General features: G+C 39.8%; 17 protein-coding genes. 8 read left to right on the forward strand and 9 right to left on the reverse strand.

Features of this window, described 5'->3' with window-relative positions:
• Window positions 1–12 precede the first annotated feature (12 nt).
• The 6 genes from AB7E53_RS05390 to rmuC all read right to left on the reverse strand — a co-directional run bounded on the left by AB7E53_RS05390 (window position 13) and on the right by rmuC (window position 8,589).
• The gene (locus AB7E53_RS05390) at window positions 13–3,354 is read right to left on the reverse strand and encodes a TonB-dependent receptor (protein ID WP_446774609.1); all 3,342 of its coding nucleotides are present in this window, start codon (window positions 3,352–3,354) and stop codon (window positions 13–15) included.
• A 228-nt stretch (window positions 3,355–3,582) separates the two neighbouring features.
• Window positions 3,583–4,512, reverse strand: coding sequence for a FecR domain-containing protein (locus tag AB7E53_RS05395; RefSeq protein WP_321623688.1), 930 nt, complete (start codon window positions 4,510–4,512; stop codon window positions 3,583–3,585).
• A gap of 93 nt (window positions 4,513–4,605) precedes the next feature.
• Window positions 4,606–5,190: an RNA polymerase sigma-70 factor gene (locus AB7E53_RS05400; RefSeq protein WP_350456853.1), complete on the reverse strand. Its 585-nt coding sequence runs from the start codon at window positions 5,188–5,190 to the stop codon at window positions 4,606–4,608.
• Window positions 5,191–5,271: 81 nt separating this feature from the next.
• Window positions 5,272–6,855, reverse strand: coding sequence for a YfcC family protein (locus AB7E53_RS05405; protein WP_446774611.1), 1,584 nt, complete (start codon window positions 6,853–6,855; stop codon window positions 5,272–5,274).
• Window positions 6,856–6,903: 48 nt separating this feature from the next.
• Window positions 6,904–7,293 (reverse strand): L-rhamnose mutarotase, encoded by a 390-nt coding sequence (locus tag AB7E53_RS05410; protein ID WP_068186992.1) that lies wholly within the window; start codon window positions 7,291–7,293, stop codon window positions 6,904–6,906.
• 24 nt (window positions 7,294–7,317) lie between these two features.
• Window positions 7,318–8,589, reverse strand: a complete 1,272-nt coding sequence (rmuC, locus tag AB7E53_RS05415; protein WP_079682909.1) for a DNA recombination protein RmuC — start codon at window positions 8,587–8,589, stop codon at window positions 7,318–7,320.
• 163 nt (window positions 8,590–8,752) lie between these two features.
• Between rmuC and tpx the strand changes: the two genes are divergently transcribed.
• Window positions 8,753–9,253 (forward strand): thiol peroxidase, encoded by a 501-nt coding sequence (tpx, locus tag AB7E53_RS05420; RefSeq protein WP_068186996.1) that lies wholly within the window; start codon window positions 8,753–8,755, stop codon window positions 9,251–9,253.
• A 238-nt stretch (window positions 9,254–9,491) separates the two neighbouring features.
• On the opposite strand, the gene AB7E53_RS05425 is transcribed toward tpx, so the two are convergent.
• The 3 genes from AB7E53_RS05425 to AB7E53_RS05435 form a co-directional block, all read right to left on the reverse strand.
• Window positions 9,492–10,160, reverse strand: a complete 669-nt coding sequence (locus tag AB7E53_RS05425; protein ID WP_446774613.1) for a murein L,D-transpeptidase catalytic domain family protein — start codon at window positions 10,158–10,160, stop codon at window positions 9,492–9,494.
• 48 nt (window positions 10,161–10,208) lie between these two features.
• Complete coding sequence (locus AB7E53_RS05430; RefSeq protein WP_446774633.1) at window positions 10,209–11,204, reverse strand: L,D-transpeptidase; 996 nt, start codon at window positions 11,202–11,204, stop codon at window positions 10,209–10,211.
• A 357-nt stretch (window positions 11,205–11,561) separates the two neighbouring features.
• On the reverse strand, window positions 11,562–12,008 hold the full coding sequence (locus AB7E53_RS05435; RefSeq protein ID WP_446774615.1) for a helix-turn-helix domain-containing protein: 447 nt from the start codon (window positions 12,006–12,008) through the stop codon (window positions 11,562–11,564).
• Window positions 12,009–12,653: 645 nt separating this feature from the next.
• Here AB7E53_RS05435 and AB7E53_RS05440 point away from each other — a divergent pair.
• The 7 genes from AB7E53_RS05440 to AB7E53_RS05470 are packed head-to-tail and all read left to right on the forward strand — an operon-like array spanning window position 12,654 to window position 19,851.
• Window positions 12,654–13,838 carry an ATP-binding protein gene (locus tag AB7E53_RS05440; protein ID WP_446774617.1) on the forward strand — a complete coding sequence of 395 codons (1,185 nt, stop codon included), beginning with the start codon at window positions 12,654–12,656 and terminating at the stop codon, window positions 13,836–13,838.
• A 20-nt stretch (window positions 13,839–13,858) separates the two neighbouring features.
• Window positions 13,859–15,139, forward strand: a complete 1,281-nt coding sequence (locus tag AB7E53_RS05445) for an SIR2 family protein (RefSeq protein ID WP_446774619.1) — start codon at window positions 13,859–13,861, stop codon at window positions 15,137–15,139.
• Window positions 15,126–16,928: an ATP-binding protein gene (locus AB7E53_RS05450; RefSeq protein WP_446774621.1), complete on the forward strand. Its 1,803-nt coding sequence runs from the start codon at window positions 15,126–15,128 to the stop codon at window positions 16,926–16,928. The genes AB7E53_RS05445 and AB7E53_RS05450 overlap by 14 nt, the downstream gene beginning before the upstream one ends.
• Window positions 16,925–17,146, forward strand: coding sequence for a KTSC domain-containing protein (locus AB7E53_RS05455; protein ID WP_446774623.1), 222 nt, complete (start codon window positions 16,925–16,927; stop codon window positions 17,144–17,146). The genes AB7E53_RS05450 and AB7E53_RS05455 overlap by 4 nt, the downstream gene beginning before the upstream one ends.
• The gene (locus tag AB7E53_RS05460; RefSeq protein ID WP_446774625.1) at window positions 17,146–18,198 is read left to right on the forward strand and encodes a hypothetical protein; all 1,053 of its coding nucleotides are present in this window, start codon (window positions 17,146–17,148) and stop codon (window positions 18,196–18,198) included. The genes AB7E53_RS05455 and AB7E53_RS05460 overlap by 1 nt, the downstream gene beginning before the upstream one ends.
• Window positions 18,199–18,211: 13 nt before the next feature.
• Window positions 18,212–19,669 carry a DUF3375 domain-containing protein gene (locus tag AB7E53_RS05465; protein WP_446774627.1) on the forward strand — a complete coding sequence of 486 codons (1,458 nt, stop codon included), beginning with the start codon at window positions 18,212–18,214 and terminating at the stop codon, window positions 19,667–19,669.
• A complete protein-coding gene (locus AB7E53_RS05470; protein WP_446774629.1) occupies window positions 19,669–19,851 on the forward strand; it encodes a hypothetical protein in 183 nt (60 codons plus the stop codon). Before AB7E53_RS05465 ends, AB7E53_RS05470 begins: the two co-directional genes overlap by 1 nt.
• Window positions 19,852–19,960: the final 109 nt, after the last annotated feature.

A 19,960-nucleotide genomic window follows, 5' to 3' on the forward strand; every position in this document is an offset into this window, starting at 1 on the left:
TAAACGTAAAGGTTAAAACTCTATATCTAAGCCAAAACCTACATAGATTGGTGTAGGATAGTTACGTCCGCTGTTTGCCCCGTCGTTACCCATGTTTGATCCAAACTCTGTAGACTCCGGATCGATAAATCCGTTCTTGGCAAGCGTAAGCAGATTCTGGGCGGTTACATAACCACGTAACTTCTGCATGCCGGCTTTCATCGAAATAGTCTTCGGTAGCGTATAACCGATCTGGATGTTTTTCAAACGTAGATAAGACGCGTTGAACAGGTATAAATCCGACGATTTTCCATAATTATTCGTGTTGGAAGCTGTGCCGGGAGCGGCCAGACGCGGCCAACGGGCATCGGGATTAACCGGAGTCCAGTAATCGAGCTGATGTGTAAACATCGTATAGGAATAATTGGAGTGGAACGGTTCAACCAATTCGCCGCGGAGGAACATGGAACGTTTACCTACGCCCTGAAGCAAAAGATTGAAATCGAAGTTTTTCCAACTCATATCATAGGTGATACCAAATGTATAACGAGGGAATGCATTTCCTAATACAAAACGATCCTTGTCATCAATAACACCGTTGTTGTCGCGGTCTACATAGCGTACGTCTCCCGGTTGAACCGTAGCACCCACAGGGATGGCTCCGTTCTTAACCTCATCTATATTCTGGAAGTATCCGTCGGTCTTGTAACCGTAATAGGAGTTAAAGGGTAACCCTACACGGATGATTCGCTGCATCTGATCCGAGCTGCTGATCTGCTCATTCCCGTCGAATGCCAAAACCTCATTCCATGAATCAGCCAGATTCAAGCCTACGTTGTGACGGAAATCGCCTTTGTTGAAACGATAGCTAAGGGTGATTTCCCAACCCTGATTCTGCATTTCACCAGCGTTGTACTTAGGAACGGCACCTCCGTATACGGTGGGAACCTCCGGAGTGATTAAGATGTCTGAAGTACGCTTGTTGAAATAGTCGAACGAAGCATATACCGAATTATTGAAGAAGGTTGCATCCACACCCACGTTGAATGTTTTGGAAAGCTCCCATTTCAACTCTTTATTGGCAAAGGTAAAGCCTGTACCGGCAACCGAAACATTATTAAACCCGTATGCATTGTTTGTAATGTTGTACGTAGTCTGATATTGATAATCGTCCACATTCTGGTTACCCAGGATACCGTACGATCCGCGCAACTTCAATTCGCCGAAACGTTCGCGGTAATTTGTCATGAACGCCTCTTCAGACATACGCCATCCTCCCGAAACAGAAGGGAAGAATCCCCAGCGGTTGTTTTCTGCAAACTTGGAAGAACCGTCGTAACGGAAACTGAATTCTCCGTAATACTTTCCATTATAGGAATATCCGGCGCGACCGAACACAGAGTAAAGGCTGCGTTGGGTAGTTCTGTTAGGCGTGTTGTAACTAGACGTAATTATTTCGGTTTCCGAAACCGGAATACCTAAATCAGGATCTGTATACTTCTTTTTCAGCTCATTTGCCTTGAAGGTGTACGACTCGTTGGATACTCCCAACAAACCGGTAATCTGATGCATCTTGGCAAAGGTGCGGTTGAAGTCAAGCATAAGCTGCGAATTCAGGAAAAGAACCTTTTCATTGTAATCTTCCGTTTCACGGTTCGAGTTTGCATAACCACTTGGAACTGTAGCTGTTTCGCTTGCATAAAAAGGAACTTTCTTACGCATGATGAGACGGTGGTTAGAACGAAGATCTCCACCAAATACACCCCTTAGCTTCAAACCATCGATAATATCAAGGTCGGCATTCACAGATCCGGTAAAGTTGTCTTCATCTTTCCAGGTCTTACCACCAGCTTCCAGAATACCCAACGGGTTGAATTCCGATAATACGTCGTTTACCAGGTACCGACCGTTGGCATCTTTCATTGAATAGGTATTGTATACCGGAATACGTGAGGCATCCACAATCAGCGTACCGGAAGATGTGGTATGATCTGTACCGTCTGTACGCACGTAAGCCATGGAGGTACTTAACTTAAGTCTCTGATACTCGGTAGACATGTTTGTACGGAAATTATAGCGCTTTACGCCATAGTCGGCTCCAACAAAGTTACTTTCCTGGTCATAATATCCTCCGGAGATCATGTAGGTAGAGTTTTTCGATCCACCCGAGATATTTAAATTATAATTCTGCTGTAAGGCATTCTTCATAATCTCGTTCAGGAACCATTCTGAGTCGCCATTTTGTTGAAAACCCTGAATCTGAGCCGGTGAATAGATGGGAGCAGAGCCTCCGTTTACCAAAGCCTGGTTGCGTAAGATGGCATTTTCGTATCCTTTAACCGGTTTGAAAAGAATGTGAGGATTCTGTGTTCCAACCATTCCTGTAAATTTGATTACGGGACGCTCGTCTTTTCTACCTTTCTTCGTGGTAATCAAAATAACACCGTTGGCCGACCGCGAACCGTAGATAGCCGCACTACCGGCATCTTTCAATACAGATATGTTTTCGATATCAGACGGGTTCAGGTTATTCATGCTTGATTGTTCAACAACCAAACCATCAATCACCACCAGCGGATCATTGTTATTCATGGTGCTGATACCGCGGATGTTGATGTTAACGCTGTTATCGTTGGGGTTGAAGCTCTTCTGCTGAATTACCAGGTTGGCAGAAGCTCCCTGCAATGCCTGGGTAAGGTTTCCAACGGGACGATCTTCAATCACACCCGATGCAATCTGGTCCACCGCACCCACAATACTTTTACGCTGGGCTGTACCGTAGGCAATAACCACTACCTCGTCCAGTTTCTTGGTATCTTCGCGAAGTACGATCTGCAACGAATTTTCTTTCTTTAATACCACATCCTGGGTTAAATATCCAATATAGGATACGCGGATAATTGACTTGTCCGGCACTCCCTGCAAAGAGAAGTTACCGTCTATATCCGTAATGGTACCGATGGAAGTACCGGCAACCATCACATTGGCCCCGATTACAGGCTCTCCGTTTTCGTCGCGGATCAACCCTGTAATGGTACGTCCCGGTTCCTGACTGGCAACAGATACCGGTGCATCATGCTTTGACAGCACAATGTGTTTACCCTCCATTGCATAACTAACGTTTGTGTTGGAGAAAATCCTGTTAAGAATTCCTGCAACAGACTCGTTTGTGACATTAAGAGAGGTCTTTCTCTCCACATTTACATTTTTTTTGTTGTAGAGAAACAGGTATTCTGTCTGATTCTCTATCTCATTTAAGATCTCGCTAACCATCACATTTTGTTTGTTTAGCGTAACTTTTGCATTCTGCGAATGGGCGTTTTCGGCCAATCCCGAGCAAACAAAGACGAATAATAGGAATATTGATAGTTTCATAATCCGCACCAGATGGGTTAATTTATGTTTTTTTAAGCCATAGGGATTTCGACAAAGAATATTTATCATAACTTTGTAATGGATTTATTGTTAATACTGAGAATAAATTGGATTGTCTCGTGTTGACATATGCCGGGAGGTACACCACTACTTTCCGGCATTTCTTTTTTTTGATGTTTTATGTATCGATGTTCTGCATGATATTAAATTAAAATAGTTAACACTCTGTTATTTCAATGTAATTGTATTTGATTCGTCGTTGCGGGTAAAAGTAAAGTTCAGATCTTTCTGTATTACTTTTAAAGCGTATTCGATTCCGTCGTTATGCCTGAATTTACCGGTGCACCGGTACGACAGTAATCCCGGATCGGCCACTTCGATGTGGATGTCGTAATAGATCGAGAATTTCTCCATAAGTGTTCCTAAAGGCTCGTCGTCAAAGCATAGGAGACCATCTTTCCATCTGAATTCGTCCAGATTGGAGATCGTCCCCTTTTTCAGGGAGCCGCTGGTTCCGGTTGCCACTTCGCCTGGCTTTAAGTTTATTTTATAGTGGTCGGACAGAACTTCTACAGAACCATTTATAAGTGATGTTTTAAAATAATCGGCATTTTCGTAAGCATACACATTAAAGGTGGTACCCAATACCTTTACATCATATAGATTTGTTTTAACTATAAAGGGGTGTTCCGTATCTTTTTTTACTTCAAAGTAAGCTTCACCGTTAAGTGTGACTTCCCTGTTTTTACTGCTGAATGCAGCAGGGTAGGTGAAGGTGGTTTTCGAATTAAGCCATACCTTCGTCCCGTCAGCCAGAAGAAGCTGTACCCGCTGACCGGCAGGTACGATGATTGTCTGATTTTGCTGAGAAACAAGATTTGCAGAGCGATCCCAGATTGTCCACGATATACCCAAAAGCAAGGCAATCGATGCCGCCACAGCTATTGCGCGCCAAAGACTGGTCCGGTTGGCACGTTTTTGCACAGGAACTCCCAGATCCTTCGAGTTGGCAGTCAGAGTTACCGCGTCCCAAAGCATTCTTTCCCGGAGGTAATCTTTCCGGTTGCTTTCGGATGCTTCCACCCAGTTCACAACCTGTATTTCCTCTTCCAACGTGCTTTTCCCTTCAAAATACCGATGTAAGGTCTCTTTATCCATTTCTTTTATTCATGATTGAAGACAACAATATGTCTGGTCTCTGCTATAATAACAAGACAAACGTTAAATACCCTAATGAGAATTTAATTTTTTTTAGATGACAAGTAAAACCCAGGATGGTAAATAGTCCTTCAGGTTGGTGCGCAGCACTTTCAAACCTTTGGTTATATGGAATTCCACGCTTTTTATGCTTAATCCCAGTTTTTCGGCTATTTCCCTGTTGGTAAGATTCTCAAACCGGCTCATCATAAACACCTTTTGAGTCTGATGAGGGAAAGTCCGGATCGTGTCATGAATGATTTCCTGTATCTCTGCCGAAAACAGATCGCTGGGATTACAGGCCTCCAACGTTGAAATACGCAGATTCAGCTCTCTGGAAGCATGATCCATGATCCGGTCTTCCACTTCCAGACGTACATGCATGTGCTGAAGATGATTCAGGGCTCTGTTTTTAACAATAGTAAGAATGTAAGCCGGAATGTTTGTTCCGGGTTGAAGCGAATCCCTTTTTTCCCAATAGATCAGCATGGCTTCCATGCAGATATCTTCGGCAACCGCCTGGTTCCTTACATACGAATTTGCAAAAAGAATAAAGCGCTCCTGATACTGATTGAAAATCTCCGTAAACGAAGATGCAGCAGCAGGAGCCTGAAGATTGTTTGTCTTTTCTGTTTGCATAGAACCGGAATACGTTGAATGTTCCGGCAAATGTACAAATTCATTTGCGGACCTGCAACGTATTCCGATTTTGTGCATTCCTCAGAATCCATTCATCGGAATCAGAACCGTAGGTAACAGTAAAATGGCTCCGAGCAATATCAGGAATAAAATGAACTTCCACGACCAGCGTACCCATTTATCGTAAGGAATACGACTCACACCCAATACGGCCATTAAAACCCCCGACGTTGGCGTAATCATATTTGTAAATCCATCTCCAAACTGAAAGGCCATGACCGTGGCTTGTTTGGATAACCCGATCAAGTCCGAGAACGGCGCCATGATAGGTATGGTAAGAGCCGCTTTGGCACTACCCGAAGGGATCACCAGATTGATCAGGTTTTGAATCACATACATCATCTCGACGGTGGCAATCTGTCCCATGCCGCTCATCTTTTCGGCAAGCGAATGAAGTATGGTGTCTATAATCATCCCTTTCTGAAGGATAACGATGATACCTCCGGCCATTCCCACCACCAGTGCTGCACTCATGATATCTTTGCATCCTGCCAGGAATAACTGCACCAATTCATTCGGACCTTTGTTGTTGGCGATACCGGCCGCCAATCCCATAGCTAAGAAAAGTGTAGCAATCTCCATGATATACCAGCCATATCCCATCACTCCCGTAATTAAAAAGAATATGGTAAAGAAAAGCAGATTCAGTATATACAGGTGAACCGTTTTGCGTAAGGCAAAAACGGAGCTGACTATAAACAATCCCGTGAGCACCGGAATGGCCGGCAGCCCGTTGATGACTGCATTCCCGATCTGCAGTGAAGAGGTGGGGTAGGCTATGGAAAAAAGAATCAGTATGACCGACGTAACGCCAAAGCTGATCCACGCGATGCGGGGTGTGTGATATGTGAACTCCGGACTTCCGTTTTCATGCAGGTCACGCCAATATTGATCTTCTTCGTAAACGAGAGACAATTGAGGGTTCTTCTTTACCCTGTTTGCATAGCGTAATATCCAGGTAAATCCGGCTATGTTGATTATTATCCAGCAAAAGATACGGTATTCGATGCCCGAAAACAGCGGAATACCCGCCAATCCCTGTGCAATACCAATGGTAAACGGATTGAGGATGGCTCCGGCAAAACCCAAAGCTGCCGCAACAAACACCATGCAAACTCCGGTAATGGAGTCGTATCCCATGGAAATGGCCATGGGGACAAGTATAATGGTAAAGGCGATGGTTTCCTCACTCATGCCAAACACTGCACCAAATACGCTGAAAAGAAGCATGATGGAGGTAATTATAAAATTGTCGACGCCAATCCTGCGTAACATCCGGTTGTTTTCCAGTCGCCGCGCTTTCCGCAAAAAGCCGACGGTACCAATATCGAACGCTTTGCTATCATTAACAATCCAGAAGGCGCCACCTATTATAAGGATAAATATGATGATATCCGCCTTATCGACAAAACCCTCAAAGAATGCCGATAAAACCTGCCAGGTCTGCGGAATACTTTCTACTTGCTGATAAACCATGGTCTTATCGCCGTTTGGGGCAATCTGTTCCACGTATTTACCTCCCGGCACGAACCAGGTGAGAAGAGCACAGAAAATAATAATATAAAAAACAATTGTAAAGGTATGAGGTATTTGTCTTTTCTTCATGCGAATGTAATTATATTAAAAAGGCAATGCTTCAGGTTATTTCTAAACTCAGGGCAATTGAAAAATCTGTTCCATGCGTTGCCACTTCTCATCCGAGGCAGCACCCGCTTCACTTTGTTGGAATTTGTCTACAAAGGCTTCCCATTCGGCTTGCCTTTCCAGTGTCGCCAATCTGCCGAAAGCACTGTCCCAGTCAAAGTCGGCCGGAGTTTCCACAATCATAAACAGACGGTTTCCCAATAAATAGATCTCCATATTCAGTATGCCCACCTCGCGGATGCCTTTGGGTATTTCCGGCCAGATATGCTCTTTACTGTGCCAATGTCTGTATGTTTTAATCAGTTCCGGATCATTTTTCAGATCCAATGTCTGACAATATCTTTTTACAGCTCCTGTATAAACCGGGGTGATATACCCAAAGTCTTCTGTCCTGTTCATAATCTTTATCTATTATAATGTATACTATTTATATTCTTCTATTTCTTCATCCTTGTGTAATGCGCCTATCTCCGGGATGATGGCTCTTGCTTCGGCATCCCCCAACGAATCTACATCTTTCAACTTGCGCTGTATCGCCCTTGTGCGGGTTCCCAACACTTCGTCCAGTTGTCCGTTGGCTGCCTGAATGTTCTTTTGAGCCTTTTCCAACATACCCCCAACTTTTTCGAATTCCTTTTTAACAGCCCCTAAAATAGTCCACACCTCGCCCGAGTGCTTCTGAATGGCCAGCGTGCGGAATCCCATTTGCAGACTATTTAGAATGGCTGCCAGAGTGGTAGGCCCCGTAACCACCACCTTGTATGTACGTTGAAGTTCCTCCAACAAGGAAGAACGCCGTACCACTTCGGCATAAATGCCTTCGAAGGGTAGGAACATTATCCCGAAATCTGTGGTAGCCGGAGGAGCGAGGTATTTGTCCGAAATATCTTTTGCCATCTTCCGAATGGTAGTCTCCAATGCCTTGCCGGCAGCATCAATGGCTTGGGTATCCGAAGAGTCATAAGCATTAAGCAGTTGTTCGTACACATCCTTCGGGAATTTGGCATCAATGGGCAGGTAAACGAAATCCCTCGTATCATCTTTCCCCGGAAGCTTGACGGCAAACTCCACCACGTCCGACGAGCCCTTCACCGTGCGCACATTGGCGTCATATTGTTCGGGAGCAAGCAACTGCTCAAGCAACATACTTAACTGTATTTCGCCAATGTTTCCCCGTGTCTTAACATTACTGAGCACCCTTTTCAATCCACCTACATCCTGGGCCAGCGTCTGCATCTCGCCCAATCCTTTCTGTACACTCTCCAATTGTTCGGAAACCATACGAAAGGACTGTCCGATACGTTCATTCAATGTTTTCTGTAGCTTTTCGTCTACAGTCACACGTATTTCTTCCAACCGCTTTTCTGTATTTGTAATCATTCGCTGTTGCTGTTCGTCCAGCTGAGCAAATTTTTCACGTTGCAACTGATTAAAAGATTGTATCCCCTGTTCGAACGCTTTACGGAATATTTCCATGTTAACCGATAGCTCTTCGCGTAGGTCTTTGCTTACTGCCCGGCTTTCTTCCCTGTTCAACTTGAAATCTTCTCTGAAATTGCGCTCAATCCGTTCGAACGATCGTTGCATCTCAGTTATAATTCTTTCATATTCAACTTTCTGGTTCTCTTTTCGGGTGCGGTAAATAAGCACAATCAAGATAAGGAGGAGTAGTGTAATCAGTACAATATCTATCATCTTTTTAATTTTTTTACAAATATAGGGATTATGAAATGGGTAAAACCAATTAAAAAATGTTAAATATGGCAACTTTGGGTGTTATTTCTTGTTTAATCCATAAAAAGTAGCTTATATTTGTAAGCCGCTTTTAAATAAGTATAATTAATAAATATTTATAAGAATGGCAAGCGTAAATTTTAAAGGTATTGAGGTACACACAAACGGCTCATTGCCGGAAGTAGGAACAGTAGCTCCAGATTTTAAAGGTGTAAAAACTGATTTGTCTGAGTTGTCACTGAATGATTTAAAAGGGAAAAAAGTTGTATTAAATGTTTTTCCAAGTCTGGATACTTCGGTTTGTGCCGCTTCTGTAAGAAGATTTAATAAAGAAGTAGCTTCTTTGAGCAATACGGTGGTATTGGCAGTATCGAAAGATTTACCTTTTGCGCATGGACGTTTCTGTACTACGGAAGGTATTGAAAATGTAGTTGCACTTTCAGCGTTTCGTTGTTCATGCTTTGAAGATAAGTACGGGATGCTTCTGATTGATGGCCCTCTAAAAGGTTTACTTGCAAGAGGAGTTATAGTAATTGACGAAGCAGGCAAGGTTGTTTACGAGGAATTAGTTCCGGAAATTACAACAGAGCCAAATTATGAAGCTGCATTAGCTTCATTACATTAATTAGATTATTGTTTTTCATTGGTTAAAGTTAAGGGTTAGTGTTGAGAGTCGCCGGATGTGAGATCTCGCGGCTCTCTTTTTTTTCAGTCGCTCAACACCCCCTCCCTCTTATTCAGGATCAGTCAGAATTTTATACTTAATAATATGTCAGTGAAGGAATATGCTTTCCCTCACAAGTACGTATTTTTTGTTTTTAATCAAACTTTAATTTTATAAATGTAGAAAGATGGGATCAAGGTTACAGAAATTCACTTTTCTGTGCATACTCCGAATTATCGGCATAGATATACAATACACTTCCGCCTTTAATGGTATTGATGATTTTGGCGCTGACAGCCTCGGGTAGTGCCGGGCAGCCCTGACTGCGGCCTAACCGTCCTGTACTGGCGATTACCGAAGGATTTGAATAGGCGGCTCCGTGGATCACAATGGCACGTTCTTTAGCCCGGTCGTTGAACCCTTTTTCCAGTCCATCGAGTATAAGGGAGTAACCGTTTTTTCCGTTATAGGTGTTTTCTGTTACATAAAATCCGAGGGAGCTTTGATACGATCCCGTTTTATTAGAGAAGGAAGTGGCATAATTGGTGCCGCTGTTTCTGCCGTGCGAAACAACAGATGAATACAATATACAACGCCTATCCATATCCAAAACAAAAAGACGTTCTTCCGAGGACGGTTTGGTGAAGTCGATCAATGTCATGATATTTTTCCGGTGCGCAATCTTTTCGTAACCGGAAAGCGCCTGCTCAAAGGCCGGAAAACTCACCCGGTCGGACAACTGCATATCCAGATACAACTGCATACTGCCAGACAATCTGTTGTTGTCGGCGGCTTCTATCCAGGAAGTCGTTGAGGAAAAATGAACTGGAGTCAGTAATAGCAATAAAAACAATACAAATCTATACATAAAGAAAAATTACGAGTGCAAATATATACTATTATTCTGAGCTACAACCTATTCGAGTACAAAAACTACTGTTTTTTCTGCCGGAGCCCATTCGTATATAAATTTAGCGTGTGAAGTGGCATTACGTACACACATGTGCGAACGAGGCGTTGTGCCCAGACTAGCACTATACTCAATCGGGGTGGTGCGAGGTACATTTACAGGTACGCCATGCAGGTAGGCACCGTTGGTAAAACGGCTTGCCCAGGGAGCGAAGCCTCCTGTTTCGGTAGTACCATCTTTATGATATATCATTTTCTGCTTCTTCTCCTGGAGGAGGAAAATCCCTAGTGGCGTTTCCTGCGCGTATGGAGGACGGTGCAGACCGGTGGTGATGGGATTCATGCTTCTTACCAGCCACTTGGAACCGACCTTTTCCAGCGTGGCGATATTCTGGTTGTGCCGATCTACAAAAACGGCATGGTTGAAAGTGATCGTGTCTCCAATTACTTTGACGTATTTTTGGGGCACGAGCCACTCTTCGTCTGACGACAAAAGGCATACCCGGGCTAATCCGCCTTCTTCTCCGAGGTATCTGACTGGCGAGCCGTCGCGCCCATAGCGTTCTCCGGTTACCGTATCAGCGGGATGAAACAGGGGGACGGATTGGAAGCGCTCTACTCCATGCATGTCTGCCACACGCTTGTAGACGTTTCGTTTGAATTCTTTGACCAGCGGAGCTACCCCATTCATATTCTTATAGTTTTGCAGGATAGCCCAATTATTATGTTGCTGCTGAACCGAGTCCAGAAGATGTAGCAGATCGCGTATCTTATCCCATTGGAAACTCCGGATTGTATCTTTGTAAGGGTATTCATCGGCCAATGTATACTCGTTGTAAAGCAGATCCTTTTCGATGACGATTATAATAGGCGCCGGTGAGGCGATGGTTGTGGTGTCGGGTACATTGCTTTCTTCCAAAACAGATGTATCTTCCTTTTGAGAGCAAAAGGTAAAAATAAACATGAACATCAGTAACGGTGAAAGAAGGAATACTCGATTCATCATATATCAATGGTTCGTTAAATAATTGTTTTGCTGAAAAGAAACAATATATACTCATTTATCTTATTTCCACAAGCAAAAAGCTATTATATAAGCTCTTACAAAGTTAATCGAATTTTTGTAATTTCCATACCACCGAAGCAGCACTTAAAATGAACATGTTTTCGGATACTAACGAGCATGTTGTTCGGATTCAATACAGTGGGTTGCATAGTTGTGTTATTCTCTGTGGATCGGCAAATCCTTAAGCAAAACCTCACATAATGACACAAACGAAACGTAATACACTTAAAATTAGCCAATTTTTGTATTTTTCAAGAAGCAAAATAGCCCAAAATCCCTCATTTTTTCTGTTACCTAATTGTGGATCTTTTCAAGTATAGCTTGAATGTCACTCTCCCGAAAGGCCATCTTGCCACCTATTCGAAAATAAGAAATCTGTCCACTATATCGCCACCCTTGTAATGTTCGACGGCTTACCTTTAACCTCACTGATAATTCTTTGTCAGTAAGGTGTAATTCGTTATTTATCGGTCGCCTCATCGTGCTTTTTCTTATTTCAGACAAAGTACTACTTAACGTTTCAATAGTTTTTATCAATGAATTTACCCGTTCGTCAGACTGATCCTTCTTAGTATGCTTCATAAGACTGTCTTCTTTTTTAGATGTAGAAATTGAAGATGGTTCGTTCATCCTCAGTTCAATAATAGATTTTGTGTGCATTTTTATATCAGACACAATGCTACCCAATTTTTCTACGATTCCCAGTAGGATAAATAGCTGTTCATCTAACTGATTTTTCATAAGCTTCTTTTTTTAATAGAGTTATTGAGGACAGTTTGCACATCTTGAGGGCGGTAATAGGTTTTGTGCTTCACCATTGTATAGGGGATTTACCTGTTTAACGTAATGTTTGTAATGTCCGTTTGGTGACACCCAGAATTTCACAAACCTCTTGGCCTCCAGCCATTGTTCCAAAATAGTGTCTTTCCCATTGTTGTGTATCTTATTAGCTTCACCTACTAATTTGTTGAGCTTATCGAGCAGCGAATCAAATAAAGCTGGGTCTATCATTATAAATTTCATGTTATTATTTGTTTTTATGTGTTGTAAGCAAGTGTTTTTAGCACTAGTCATTACTAACACGAATTATTGCTTTGTGATTAATTCAAGCGACTTAAGTATGCTTGCTATGTTCGGCGCTATCCATCGCCTTTTATTTGGTCTCTGATTCTATGTGCTCTTCCCATAGCTCCATTTCGTCGGAAAATATGCCTTGTATGACATTACACAATTGACAGTTCCGTGCTGTTTGCGAAATAACGCTAAGGCTTAATATGCAGAAGACGAGAAAATCAGAGGAGGAAATTGGATAAAAAGCCTTGTTTATTTTGGCAGTCTGAATATCTTGAGTAAATTTGCTTGTAGTGTTGAGTAAATTATTTCAAGATGTACGAACGTTCTTATTTGAAGCAAGTTAAATCAAGGATAGAAGAGCCGAGAAAGTTCATTCAGGTAATTCTTGGGCCTCGCCAGGTGGGTAAAACTACTATGGTCGATCAGTTATTGTCTCAATTGTCTATATCATATGTATCTGAGTCGGCTGATGCTATCTCGGCAACTAACTCGGCTTGGCTAATGCAAGCTTGGGAGACGGCCAGACTGAAAATGAAAGCTTCTGGAGCATCGGAATATCTCCTTGTGATCGATGAGATACAAAAAATAGATAACTGGAGCGAAGTTGTCAAACAGCAATGGGATAGGGATACTCGTGAGAAAGTTAACATCAAAGTTATTCTGCAGGGATCATCTCGTCTGCTTATTCAGAAGGGTTTAACCGAATCGTTGGCCGGACGTTTTGAAACGTTTTATCTTGGGCACTGGTCATTTGCTGAGATGCAAAACGCTTTTGACTGGTCAATTGAGCAGTATATTTATTTTGGAGGCTATCCGGGTTCTGCTTTATTGATCAATGATGAAGAGCGCTGGAAAAGTTATATAAAAGATTCGCTTATAGAGACTAGTATTTCTAAAGATATTCTGATGTTGACCCGTGTGGATAAGCCCGCATTACTGAAACGGTTGTTTGAACTTGGCTGCTTGTATTCAGGCCAGATTCTTTCATATACTAAAATTACTGGCCAGCTTCAGGATGCAGGTAATACAACTACCTTAGCGAATTACCTCAAATTATTATCCGACTGTGGCCTGTTGGGTGGGTTGGAGAAGTATGCTGGAAGTGTAATCCGACAACGGTCATCCAGCCCGAAATTTCAGGTGTATAATAACGCTTTACTAACGTCGCAGGATGACGGAACCTATTCGACTGCCATTGTAAATTCAAAACTATGGGGCAGGTTAGTTGAATCGTCTGTAGGTGCCCATTTGCTTAATCATTCGATATCTGAGAGATATAATCTCCATTATTGGAGGGAAGGTAATAATGAGGTGAATTTCATACTTGAAAAAGGAGATAAGGTAATTGGGTTGGAAGTAAAAAGTGGAGCGAGTGCAGATAATGCAGGGATGGGGATATTCAATGAGAGATTTCATCCGGATAAGATGCTACTGGTCGGTACTGGCGGTATTCCTTATGAAGAGTTTCTTAAGATTAACCCGAAAGAGTTGTTTTAGACAATAATATATATGCGAATATGGAAATATTAACACACGATCCGTCAGAATACATCCGCGGTATTCAACAAATCTTAATCTCTGACAAGAAAAAAATAGGTTTTCTTTTTGGGGCAGGGAGTTCTTTGGCTTTCAAAAATGAAAAATCACTTACTGTCCCTGCAATAGGAAAAATGACAGAAGAAATCGTTAAAAAAGTCGGAGAAACAAATAAAAAATATAAGGACGCTCTTGAAGAAATCAAAGAAGAATTGGGAGCTGAAAATTATAATATCGAAACAATACTTTCTAACCTAGAGCAGAAATTCTCTTTCATTGGTAAAGGAACGTTAAATTCTATGAATCAAGCGGATTTCTCGGACTTAATTAAGGAAGTCAAGAAAGGAGTCAGAGAAAAAATTAGCGTTCACATAAGTAGTGAAGATAAAATTGTAGCAAAAGATATTGTTAATGAATTGGTGCAAGCAGATTTTGCGGGTTGGATTGGTCAAGCAGAAAGGAAGTATCCTATTGAAGTATTCACGACAAATTATGATTTTTTATTTGAATTAGGATTAGAACACAAAGAGGTGGCATATTATGATGGATTTTGTGGAAGTCTCAGAGCATTTTTCAATCCTGAATCGGTAGAGGATTTTTCTTTTTTGCCAAAACAAACTAAGCTTTGGAAAATTCATGGCTCTTTGGGGTGGCACTTTGATAAGGATACAGAAAAAATATTGAGGGTTTCTCCTGATGATGACGATATCCTGATTTATCCTTCAACTCTGAAATATAAAGATTCGAAAAAACAACCTTATGAAAGTCTTTTGGATCGGCTATCTAATTTTCTTAAGCAAGATGACACAATACTAATAACTTGTGGTTATTCTTGGGGTGATGAGCATATCAACTCTCGTATAATATCTGCATTAAAAACAAAAACGACCTCTCATGTAATAGGGCTAATTTTTGATAAATATGATTTGATTAATGAAGAATCTAATATAACAAAAATTGGGAAAGAAAATTCTAAAATATCCATATACGCTTCCAAATCGGCTGTCATTGGTTGTAACTTTGGAGAATGGGTTTTAAAATCAGAACCGTCTAAAGATGATACTGTAACTCTTAATCTTTATTTTGATGAGGACGCCTATACTGATCCAACAGAAGAACTAGAAAAAGAAGCCAAAGGTGAAGAAATTTGGACAGGGAAGGGGGAATTTATATTACCTGATTTTAGTAAGCTTGTTAGATTTCTAAATTCAATGATAAATGACAATGAAATAAAAAAGATTGGTCAAAATGTCAAAAAATAAAATAACTGAGATAGGTGAAATAGATAGTATTAGCGGGAATAGTATTTCCGTTAAACTTTTCGACAGTATTAAATCCAATATGCCTATTATTGACGGGGTCGTATATCGTGTAGGACAAATTGGCTCTTTTGTTAAAATACCTTTGGGATATGCTAATTTATATGGGATAGTAACCCAGATTGGCTCTGCAGCAATTCCTGAAAGTTTGAGAGAAGTTGTCGCAAAAGATTATGAACAATTGAAAAACACAAGATGGATAAACATTGTTTTAGCGGGAGAACAGGTTGGGAAACGGTTTGAAAGAGGAGTTACGCAATATCCAACAACAGGAGATAAAGTTCATTTAGTAACAATTAATGATCTTGACATTATATATGGAGGATATGAAGAGTCTAATTCAATAACCGTTGGAAATATAAGTGTTTCTGAAAGTTTAGATGCCAAAATAGATTTAGATAAATTAATATCAAGACATTGTGCTATTGTTGGCTCAACAGGCAGTGGAAAATCAAATTCTGTATCTGTATTATTAGAATCGATTGCAAGTAGAAAATTTCCGAGTTCAAGAATTTTAGTTATAGATCCGCATGGGGAATATAATGACGCTTTATCAAAATTTTCTAAGGTTATAGAAATTAATTCTATAGAGGAAGATAATAAATTGCATATACCTTTTTGGGCGCTTCCCTTTAACGAGTTGATGAAGATATTTTCAGGAAACCTCACGGAGCAGAATAGAGAGTATATAAGGGAAAAGGTAGTTGAAGCAAAGATTAAGAGTTCCGAAGAGAATAAAATAGAAGTCTCTAAAGAGTCAATTACAGCAGACTCCCCAATACCTTTTAGTATAAAAAAACTATGGTTTGAATTAGATGATTTTGAAAGGCAAACTTTTGACAGAAAAACATTGCCTGATAAATCAGTTGTATTGGAACTTACAAATAAACGGGTGGATGGAGATGTTGAGACACTTAAATCAAATGAGTATCAACCTGCAGGGTTAGGAAGTAGCCCTCCTTTTCTTAACCAAAAGGCAAAAGGATTACTTAGTTTTTTGGATAGCATGAGGAATAAACTTAATGATAGTAGTTACGCCTTTCTATTTTCTCCAGGTAAGTTAACACCCGATAAAGACGGTAAAATTGAGGAAGACTTGGACACAACGTTTCTTAAATGGTTAGGAAATGATTTGCCAATAACAATTCTAGACTTATCAGGAATTCCTAGCGAAATAATGTCTTCGATATCTGGAACGTTGTTGAAAATCATTTATGATGGCTTATTTTGGGGTGTAAACACAAAAGTAGGTGGAAAAAATCAACCATTGTTAATCGTATTAGAAGAAGCACACAGCTACCTGAAAGCAGGAGAGCATTCAATATCTTCAAGGACTGTTCAAATGATTGCTAAAGAAGGACGAAAATATGGAGTTGGGTTATTGTTGGTAACACAAAGACCTTCCGAGCTGGATGAAACTGTTTTAAGCCAATGCGGAACAATAGTAGCTTTGCGAATGAATAATTCAAAAGACAGAGGTCATATACGCTCTGCAGTGCAAGATGAGCTGCAAAGTATGGTAGATTTATTGCCAAGCTTAAGAACGGGAGAAGCATTGATATCAGGCGAAGCGGTAAAAATACCTTCTCGTGTGAAATTTTTCAAGATAGCAAATGCTCGTAAAAGTTCAGACCCCAAGCCCTCAGAGAAATGGTTGAATGAAATTGATAACCCACGTCAAGAATACAATAAATTATTGAAGTCTTGGCGTAATAAAAATTACAAAATATGAATTTACCAGAAATGAAACCAGTTAGCTCTTCAAACATTGAAAGTATAGGTTATGATGAGCAAAATCAAATCGTTTATGTTCGTTTTCTAAACGGAAGTATTTACATATATAAAGGAGTTCCTGAGTTTGAGTTTCAAAACTTATTGGAGGCGCCCTCCCATGGCTCTTATTTACATAGGAATTTTAAAAATGTATATCCATATGAAAGAATCGGATAATGTCAACGATAAAATTGAATCAACAACTCAACCGTGTTGAAATAAAAGAGTTCGAAATCGAGAACCCAATTGTTTTTAACTATTTCAACAATCTTTCTGCAAATGAGCGGGATGAAAAACTCTTGCGTGCCATATATATTGGAGTATTAGCTTTGATGGAAGATCGAATTTCTTCTTTTTTGTCCAAAACATCCAATGAATTGGGCACAGAACTCGAAAGTCTTAAAATGGTTTTCGAGATGAAAAAGGAACTCTTTTACAAATCGACCATAAAAGGAATTTTGGCAGAAGACGAAATAGCAGAATTTCTGAACAACTATTTTCAAGAAAAACGGTTAAAAGACAGGGCTATACTTACAGGTAATACAACAGGCAATATTGCAAAAAACAAAACAGGAGATATTGTTTGTGAAGTAAACGGAGATAGTAATCTTAGAATAGTTGTTGAGTGCAAATTCGATAAAAGCATTCGTCTGGGGGATGTTGAATCCAAAGAAATCTTTACTCGAAAAACAGATACAGCTTGGAGTCAGTTGATTGAAGCAGAAGCAAACAGAAATGGAAAAGTAAGTGTTATTGTTTTTGATAGGTCATTGGTTGATAATCCTATTCTTAAATATGCTGAAAATATTGGTTTTATTTCTGGAATAGGGTTTATTGCGGTTGTAGATTCCCAAAAGGGTGACTATTCAAACTTGTCTATTGCATATATGTTAGCTCGCGATATTGCTCTAAACGCAAAACAAGTTGATCTAGACAAAGATTTATTGGTAGTTCTTGTAAATCGAATAATAAAAGATATTAATGAGATTCTGTCCATAAAAACTCTTGTTAACAACAATATTGAAAACAACAAGGCAATCTTAAAGCAATTAGAAAAATCTATCTTGCTTATGGAATTTAATCAAGAGTATATGAAGAAGTTCTTGAAAGATGGGACTTTAACAAAAAAAGACTTGCTTGATTTCTATTCGGGAGAAGATATCAAAGATAAATATCGAATCATAGAGAAAGATATTGAAGATGAAGTAAACGAGAAGTCGATTTTATAGCCCCTCTATGCCCATGGACTACCAAAAATTGGAAATACTATTAAAAAGCGCTCCGAGTCTCAAATTACTGCGGTCTCGTAACGCACCGCTCATTTTGTCCTTTTTATATTCCCAATTCAAAGAACAAGGCGAAATTAGTATTTCAAATGAAAAATTGACAAATCAACTAGCATGGTACTTGGAAGAACTGAATTATTCCGATGAAGACGATGACCTGACATCATTTGGATCGGACAATTACGAAAGAGCAAAGAAATATATTGAATCATGGACGAATGATAATTTCTTGCGCAACTACATAGATGACATAGAAAAAACTGTTTATAATGTTTTGACGCAACATACTGAGCGTGTTTTCCAAATGTTAGATTTCTTGCAGGAACGAAAATTTGTTGGAACGGAATCAAAGTTCAAAGACATCTTTCATAAATTGAAAGAATTAGTTGACAACAATACAGAAGACCCGAAAAAGAAGATAGAAGAACTTGAAGAGCGGAAAAAGAAGATTGATGAAGAAATTCGTAGAATACGACGGGATGGAAATGTCGTGAAATTTGAAGATTATCAAATACAATCTCGTTTTGAAGATATTTCTCGGTTAACGAATGAGTTGATTGGTGATTTTAAGGAAGTCGAAGATATCTTCAAAATGATTACAAGAGATATTTATGAAAAGCAAAGCCAATATGACTTGTCGAAAGGGAGAATATTGCATTATACATTCGATGCCTTAGATAGCCTCAAAGAGAGTGATCAGGGCAAAAGCTTTTATGCCTTCTGGAACTTTTTGATTGACGAAGATAGTCAAGACACCTTAAAAATGTTGATCAAACAGGTTTCTGATATTTTAGAAGACCGAGGTATTGAATACAATAACCGCAATCTGAAGCGAATTAAAACCATTTTGTTTCAATCGGGCAGAAAAGTATTGGACAGCAATAATTTATTGGCGGAAAAATTAACTCGTGTTATTGCAGAAAAGCATTTATTGGAAAGTCGAAAGATAAGAGAAACAATGGCTGAGATTAAACAAATTTCTCTTCGCCTGATTGAGCATAAAATTCCTGAAAATTATGGAATTGAAATAGAATTGGAGGCAAAGATAGATATGCCAATGGAACGAAAACTGGGAGAGGAAAAAATTATTCCCGAATTTGACATAACTCCTGAAACATTCAATTCAAAAGCCGATTTAGAAAGTATGAGCAATCTTTTCAACCCCGACTCCATCAATATAAAAGAACTGATTGGAAACATAAACTCATTGCTGACAGATAAACAGCAAGTAACCCTTGAACAAGTAATAGAAAAATATCCGATTAGTAAAGGGTTGGGTGAGCTCATTGGTTACATCTCTCTAATTAACTCTTCTGAAAAGTATTTTGTAAATGAAGAAATTTCAGATTTATTGCTTTTTGATGTTGAAGAAAATAAATATCTGAAAATGCCTCAAATAATATATTGTCGATAATGGAAAAAATAGATATCGGAATGCTGCCTTATGCCCCTGTAATTGTAAAGCTTTTACAGGGCGCTGTTTATTACGAAGATAAACTGTGGGATGAATTAATCTTGAATCAAATTCAAATTGACCGCTTTTTCAGACAAATAGGAATAGAACTTATAATGGAAGAAAATGTATATAACAATTGAAAAGTATACCATATTCCAGTTGAAAAGTATACCAGTGCTCATTGTTTGCGAAGATAAAAAAAGTTATCTAAACGCAGGTTAGATTCTTTTATTTTTGATCCATTTTTGA

It is taken from the genome of Macellibacteroides sp. (assembly GCF_050251695.1).
Classification (GTDB): Bacteria; Bacteroidota; Bacteroidia; order Bacteroidales; family Tannerellaceae; genus Macellibacteroides; species Macellibacteroides fermentans.

What these genes read in the sequence shown, in the direction of transcription:
- AB7E53_RS05390 (WP_446774609.1), bottom strand. Translation starts at nt 3,354, where the DNA reads ATGAAACTATCAATATTCCTATTATTCGTCTTTGTTTGCTCGGGATTG.
- AB7E53_RS05395 (WP_321623688.1), bottom strand. Translation starts at nt 4,512, where the DNA reads ATGGATAAAGAGACCTTACATCGGTATTTTGAAGGGAAAAGCACGTTG.
- AB7E53_RS05400 (WP_350456853.1), bottom strand. Translation starts at nt 5,190, where the DNA reads ATGCAAACAGAAAAGACAAACAATCTTCAGGCTCCTGCTGCTGCATCT.
- AB7E53_RS05405 (WP_446774611.1), bottom strand. Translation starts at nt 6,855, where the DNA reads ATGAAGAAAAGACAAATACCTCATACCTTTACAATTGTTTTTTATATT.
- AB7E53_RS05410 (WP_068186992.1), bottom strand. Translation starts at nt 7,293, where the DNA reads ATGAACAGGACAGAAGACTTTGGGTATATCACCCCGGTTTATACAGGA.
- rmuC (WP_079682909.1), bottom strand. Translation starts at nt 8,589, where the DNA reads ATGATAGATATTGTACTGATTACACTACTCCTCCTTATCTTGATTGTG.
- tpx (WP_068186996.1), top strand. Translation starts at nt 8,753, where the DNA reads ATGGCAAGCGTAAATTTTAAAGGTATTGAGGTACACACAAACGGCTCA.
- AB7E53_RS05425 (WP_446774613.1), bottom strand. Translation starts at nt 10,160, where the DNA reads ATGTATAGATTTGTATTGTTTTTATTGCTATTACTGACTCCAGTTCAT.
- AB7E53_RS05430 (WP_446774633.1), bottom strand. Translation starts at nt 11,204, where the DNA reads ATGAATCGAGTATTCCTTCTTTCACCGTTACTGATGTTCATGTTTATT.
- AB7E53_RS05435 (WP_446774615.1), bottom strand. Translation starts at nt 12,008, where the DNA reads ATGAAAAATCAGTTAGATGAACAGCTATTTATCCTACTGGGAATCGTA.
- AB7E53_RS05440 (WP_446774617.1), top strand. Translation starts at nt 12,654, where the DNA reads ATGTACGAACGTTCTTATTTGAAGCAAGTTAAATCAAGGATAGAAGAG.
- AB7E53_RS05445 (WP_446774619.1), top strand. Translation starts at nt 13,859, where the DNA reads ATGGAAATATTAACACACGATCCGTCAGAATACATCCGCGGTATTCAA.
- AB7E53_RS05450 (WP_446774621.1), top strand. Translation starts at nt 15,126, where the DNA reads ATGTCAAAAAATAAAATAACTGAGATAGGTGAAATAGATAGTATTAGC.
- AB7E53_RS05455 (WP_446774623.1), top strand. Translation starts at nt 16,925, where the DNA reads ATGAATTTACCAGAAATGAAACCAGTTAGCTCTTCAAACATTGAAAGT.
- AB7E53_RS05460 (WP_446774625.1), top strand. Translation starts at nt 17,146, where the DNA reads ATGTCAACGATAAAATTGAATCAACAACTCAACCGTGTTGAAATAAAA.
- AB7E53_RS05465 (WP_446774627.1), top strand. Translation starts at nt 18,212, where the DNA reads ATGGACTACCAAAAATTGGAAATACTATTAAAAAGCGCTCCGAGTCTC.
- AB7E53_RS05470 (WP_446774629.1), top strand. Translation starts at nt 19,669, where the DNA reads ATGGAAAAAATAGATATCGGAATGCTGCCTTATGCCCCTGTAATTGTA.